Origin of the sequence: Streptomyces misionensis (assembly GCF_007896895.1) — a bacterium.
Lineage (GTDB): Bacteria > Actinomycetota > Actinomycetes > Streptomycetales > Streptomycetaceae > Streptomyces > Streptomyces misionensis_A.
The window spans coordinates 1-5,489 of the sequence record NZ_VOGW01000172.1 but is presented as its reverse complement, the minus strand read 5'-3'; the positions used below and the strand labels follow the sequence as shown (position 1 = coordinate 5,489).

General features: G+C 72.2%; 6 protein-coding genes and 1 pseudogene. 6 read left to right on the top strand and 1 reads right to left on the bottom strand.

All coding sequences use genetic code 11. The features are described 5' to 3' along the window. From FRZ03_RS28375 to FRZ03_RS28365, 3 genes are all read left to right on the top strand, one after another. A partial coding sequence (locus tag FRZ03_RS28375) for an HAD-IA family hydrolase (protein WP_146467973.1) occupies window positions 1-310 on the top strand: 310 nt, incomplete at its 5' end. Window positions 311-373: 63 nt separating this feature from the next. After that, complete coding sequence (locus tag FRZ03_RS28370; protein WP_146467958.1) at window positions 374-622, top strand: hypothetical protein; 249 nt, start codon at window positions 374-376, stop codon at window positions 620-622. A gap of 625 nt (window positions 623-1,247) precedes the next feature. Then, window positions 1,248-2,429: a carboxylate-amine ligase gene (locus tag FRZ03_RS28365; protein WP_261399380.1), complete on the top strand. Its 1,182-nt coding sequence runs from the start codon at window positions 1,248-1,250 to the stop codon at window positions 2,427-2,429. A 256-nt stretch (window positions 2,430-2,685) separates the two neighbouring features. Here the strand turns inward: FRZ03_RS28365 and FRZ03_RS39430 are convergent. Next, window positions 2,686-2,782: pseudogene (locus FRZ03_RS39430) on the bottom strand. Window positions 2,783-3,068: 286 nt separating this feature from the next. Here FRZ03_RS39430 and FRZ03_RS28360 point away from each other — a divergent pair. The 3 genes from FRZ03_RS28360 to FRZ03_RS28350 all read left to right on the top strand — a co-directional run. Continuing rightward, window positions 3,069-3,902, top strand: a complete 834-nt coding sequence (locus FRZ03_RS28360; protein WP_146467957.1) for a CPBP family intramembrane glutamic endopeptidase — start codon at window positions 3,069-3,071, stop codon at window positions 3,900-3,902. Next, the gene (locus FRZ03_RS28355) at window positions 3,902-5,080 is read left to right on the top strand and encodes a sensor histidine kinase (protein WP_146467971.1); all 1,179 of its coding nucleotides are present in this window, start codon (window positions 3,902-3,904) and stop codon (window positions 5,078-5,080) included. Before FRZ03_RS28360 ends, FRZ03_RS28355 begins: the two co-directional genes overlap by 1 nt. Then, the coding region (locus tag FRZ03_RS28350; protein WP_146467956.1) for a response regulator at window positions 5,077-5,489 on the top strand (413 nt) is incomplete at its 3' end. The genes FRZ03_RS28355 and FRZ03_RS28350, both read left to right, overlap by 4 nt.

Sequence of the window (5,489 nt, the reverse complement as noted above, 5' to 3'; positions counted from 1 at the left end):
GTCCCCCTGCCGCCCCATCGTGCGGTCCAACATCCCCGCCGACCACGCCGACGCCTTCCTCGCCGCCCAGCCCTGGGTCCGCGACCTCGGCCATGTCGCCTTCTCAGGGAAGATCAAGGCCGCCAAACCGGACCCGGCGGCGTTCCGCCACTGCATCGTCGCCCTGCACGCCGCGCCCGCCGACTTCCTCTTCGTCGACGACCGCGTCGAGAACGTACGCGCAGCGCAGGCCACCGGCATGAACGGACACCTCTTCACCGGGCGCGAGGAACTGGCCGCGGCCCTCGACACCTGGCTGCCGGCCCTCTGACCCCGGCTGCCGCCACCGTCGGCGGTGCGCGCGGCGCTGAGACCGCGAAGGCCCTCGGGGCGGGTGCCGCAGAAGGCCGGAAGTCGCGGGCCCGGCGGCGCCGTCCCGCATGAGCTGATCCGCCGGACCATCCGGCGCAGCGACCAGATCGCCGCGTGCCGGGCGGAGCCGGAGCACGAGTACGTCAACGCCGTCGACGACGGGGGACCGAGGTTCCGGTTCCTGCCCGTGGTCTCCGAGCGGGCCCGTACCAAGCCGAACCGATTGGCCGCGAAGAAGACGCGCCCGCCGAGCACGCGGCTGCGCGCGTGATGGAAGGCGAGCGCGATCCGCACCTCCAGTACCGACGCCGACGTCATCGACTCCCTTCTCGAGCACCCCGCGCCGCAGCCGCCGCGATCCGGGCCCGGGTCGCCGCCGTGGTCGTGGCGCCGGCGGCCGCCGACGTCACCGCGACGGTGCTCGTGATGCACGAAGGCGGCCGCTTCCACCGTCGGCATCTGCTCGCCGAAGCCCGCCCGCCGCCACCTCTGTCTCGTCCTGCGGCCGCCGCCGCGATCCAGGTCTGCGCGGCCAGATGGTGGCCCCTGCCATCTCCACCCACCGCCTGCTCCTCAGCGAGCCGAAGACCGTGCGCGGCACGGAATCCGGCTGCCGCCTGTACACCGCACGCTGGGCGCTGCCCGACCTCCCCGCCCGGGCGCCGGCCACCCACCCGGCACCCGACCCGGACGGCAGGCTCCGGCCGGTTCCGGCGCGCCGGCTGCACTCCGGTGCGGCCTCTCCCGGGCCGTCGCGCCGGCGGGGACGGCCCGCCGGGGGGCGGGCGTTGTGCCAGGGGCAGCCGATCCCGCTCCCGCGCCGGCCCGGTCGAAAACCGGACGAGCGCGCCGTTTCGCCACCTGCCTGGCAGCTTCCTCTGCCAGAGTGCCCATACATGACGAGTCAGCCGCAGCGGCAATCACCGACAGACGACGTCCCCGCCCCCCTGCCCGACGGCCCCAGGGCAATGGCCGCTCCGCTGACCGTGGGGGTGGAGGAGGAGTTCCTCCTCGTCGATCCCGTCACCAGGGCCGTCAGGCCTCAGGGCCCGCAAGTGGCCGCCGCGGCTGCCGGTGAACTCGGCCACCGCGTCGGCACCGAACTGACCCGCTACCAGGTCGAAGGCCGTACCAGCCCACACACCTGCCTGAGCGAGGCGGCCGAAGAAATCCGCGCCACACGAGCAGTTCTGGCACGGGCGGCCGCCGGCCGCGGCCTGCGGATCGCCTCCAGCGGATCCCCGATCACCGGCCTGGTCGCCCCCGTGCCCCTCACACCGGGCCGGCGCTACGCGGAGAGCCTCTCCGTCTTCCGCGCGCTGGACGACGAGCAGAGCGCGTGCGCGTGCCACGTGCACGTCGGCGTGGCCGATCCGGGAGAAGCGATCGAAGTGAGCAACCACTTGCGGCCCTGGTTGCCCACTTTGACCGCGCTGGCGGCGAACTCCCCGTACTGGAACGGCCGCGACACCGGCTATGCCAGCTGGCGCACCACCACCTGGGGGCGGTGGCCGGTGGCCGGCCCACCGCCGTACTTCGACTCCACCGCCCACTTCCAGGACCCGGTCGAAGAACTCATCCTCACGCGAGCCGTCATGGACCACGGTGGCCTCTACTGGGACATCCGCCCCTCGCACCACCTGCCCACCATCGAGGTACGCGTCGCCGACGCGGGGCTCACCCCTGAGGACACCGTCCTGCTCGCCGCCGTCATCCGCGCACTGGTCGCCACCGCCCTCGGCGCCATCCGCGCCGGTGAGCCGGCCCCCCGCCCCGCCCCCGAGATGCTGCGCGCGGCCTGCTGGCGGGCAGCACGCGACGGTTTGGCCGGACAGGCCCTCGACCCCGTCACCCGCCAACTGGTCCGTACGACCTCGCAGGTCGAGCGCATGCTGCGTGCCCTTGCGCCCGCCCTGCGCCGCAGCGGTGATCTCGACCTCGTACGCACCCACTGGGATCGCCTGCGCACCCAAGGAAGCGGAGCCGATCGACAGCGCGCCGCCTACCGCCACCGCTCCAGCCTCCACGACGTCGTAGACCATGTCATCGACGCCACCTGGACGTCACCGACACTCTGAGCAGCAACGCCGGGCCTGCCCATCGGACAGGCCGTCCGCACTGGAAGCCCGAGCGACGCGCCTGGGTGGCGCGGCGAGACGGCCAGGAGTCGGAGCCGCGGTGGCCTTGCCGGAACGAGAACGTGCCCCCCACGAGACCCAGCGGATCAGCGAGACCCAGCGGATCAGTACGTAACGTACGGGACATCGACGGCGCCGCGCGGCAACGGCACGCCGCTCACCGGGAGTTACTCGGAGAGCGGCGTACCGCATGAAGCGGAGAGGGCAGGATTCGAACCTGCGTGGACCCCTGACGGGATCCGACCTCGAGGCGTGCTCGCTGGTCCCCGATCAACCACTCCGGGCACCTCTCCTCGCTCCCGACCCCTTTTGTTTCCGGGGTCGTTCACGGGAAAGAAAGTGACACGGACCGCTGACACGGAACTGACATGACAAAGACCGGGCGAGGATGCCGGCGGGGCTGCCCATCGCGGGGCCCGTCCCCCGGTCGCGGGGCCCGTCCCCCGTGAGAGCTACGCGCAGGTGTCCACCGTGAGGTGACGATTCCCGATCACCGTTTCCATAGCGTTCAGTTCAGCCGCGGCGTCCCGGCCGCGGACCGGACGGGGAGCCGGAAGCGGAAGCGAAGAAGGAGTCGTCGTGAAACTGGTGTGGCAGATACTGGCCGTGGTCGCGGTCGGTGCGGTCGGCGGTCAGAGCGTCACCGCGGTGCAGGGCAACCCGTGGCTCTCGCTCCTCCTGGCCGGCCTGACGGTCGTGCTCTCCGTGTTCGTCTACCGGTGGGTCGTGGGGCGCACCGAGCGGCGACCGGTCACGGAGCTTGCCCGGGAGGGAGCGCGGGGTGCGCTCGCGCGGGGCCTGGCCATCGGTGTCGCGATGTTCGGGTGCGTCATCGCGAACATCTACCTCCTCGGGGACTACAAGGTCCACGGCTTCGGCTCGCCGACCGGGGCGGTCGCGCTGTTCGGCTTCATGGCCGGCGCCGCCGTCACGGAGGAACTGATGTTCCGCGGCCTGCTCTTCCGGCTCGTGGAGCGAGGTCTGGGGACGTACATCGCGCTGGCTCTGTCCGGTGTCGTGTTCGGGGCGGTCCATCTGCTCAACAAGGACGCCACCCTGCTGGGTGGCATCGCCATCGCGATCGAGGCCGGCGGCATGCTCGCCGCCGCGTATGCCGCCACCCGCTCCCTGTGGCTCCCGATCGGCCTGCACTTCGGCTGGAACTTCGCGGAGTCCGGCATCTTCGGCACCGAGGTCTCGGGCAACGGCGACACACACGGGCTCCTGGACGCCTCGACGTCCGGCACCAAGCTGATCACGGGCGGCGAGTTCGGCCCGGAGGCCAGTGTGTACTCGGTGCTGTTCGGTGCGTTGCTGACGGTCGCCTTCCTGTGGCTGGCCCACCGGCGCGGCCACATCGTTCCCCGGCAGCGCGCCGAGCGCGTCGACGCCCTCGCTACACTCGCCCGGTGATGAGCCTTCAGGGGGCCGGCCGGATGTGGCGCCGGCTCGACGTCACCGTCCGCGACCTTCCGCTCGGGATACTGTTCCTGGTCGCTTCGTTCCTGCCGGGACTGCGCGGCCACGGGACGGAGGTCGGGGACCTGCCGACCCGTCCGTTCGACGCGCTCGCCGTCGTCGCCCTGGGGCTCGAATGCCTTCCGCTGATGGTGCGCAGGCGGTGGCCGGCCGTCTGTCTCGCCCTGGTGGCGTGCGGCTTCGCTCTCGACCAGCTACGCGGCTATCACTCGACCGCCGGTACCACCCTGCCCATCGCGCTGATCAGCGCGGGGTCCCATCTGGAACGCAGTCGGCGCACCACCGTCCTGCTTCTCTCCGTGGCGTACGTGCCGCTGGCGGTAGCGCTTTCCCGGCTCGGTTCGGGCGACGAGACGCCGGCGGGGTTCGTGACGTTCTACCTGGTGCTGGCCCTGGCCTTTGGTGCCGGGGCATGGCTGCGGTCCACTCGGGCCGCGGAGGCCGAACGCCGCGAGCGCGTGGCGGCGCAGACCCGTACCGCCGAACGCACCCGGATCGCCCGCGAACTGCACGACGTGGTGACCCACCACGTGACCGCGATGGTCGTCCAGGCCGAGGCCGCCCGCTACCTGACCGCCGCACCCGAGCGGCTCGAGCAGTCCCTGACGGCTGTCAGCGACACCGGCCGTCGCGCCATCACCGACCTGCGCCACCTGCTCGACCTGCTCAACCCCGATCACGGCACCGGCACCGGTACGCCGGAGCCCAAGGAGCCCAGGACACCGGCCGTCGGCAGGGTCCTCACCCTCGTCGAGCAGACCCGCCGGGCCGGACAGCCGGTGGACTTCACCGAGCAGGGCACGCCCCCGGCATCGACCGGCAGCGCCGACCTCGTCGCCTACCGGGTGGTGCAGGAGGCACTGACCAACGCCCTCAAGTACGCTCACGGCAGCCGGACTTCCGTCCAGGTGCGGCACAGCGACAGGGAGATCACCGTCGAGGTCAGCACGGACGGAGCCGGTTCGTGCAGCGCGGCGGCCGTCGGCAGCGGGCGGGGCCTGGCCGGACTGCGCGCACGCGTCGACGTCCTGGGCGGCGACTTCAGCGCCGCCGGCGGCACGGACGGCGGCTTCACCGTACGGGCACGCATTCCCGCCGGCGGCACCTCGTGAGCGCACCGATCCGGGTCCTGGTCTGCGACGACCAGATGCTGATCCGCACCGGCCTGGTCACCATCATCGGCGCCCAGCCCGACATGGAGGTGGCGGGCGAATGCGGAGACGGGCGAACCGGAGTCGAACTCGCCCGCACGGTACGGCCCGACGTCGTCCTGATGGACATCCGCATGCCGGTCCTCGACGGCCTCGAAGCCACCCGTCTGCTGGCCGGCGCCGGAGTGGCCCACCCCGTCAAAGTTCTCGTGGTGACCACGTTCAACCTGGACGAATACGTCTACGAGGCACTGCGCGCCGGCGCCAGCGGTTTCCTCCTCAAGGACGCGCCCCCGGACCGGCTGCTCCACGGCATCCGAACCGTGGCCACCGGCGCGGCCCTCCTGGACCCCGACGTGACACGCCGGCT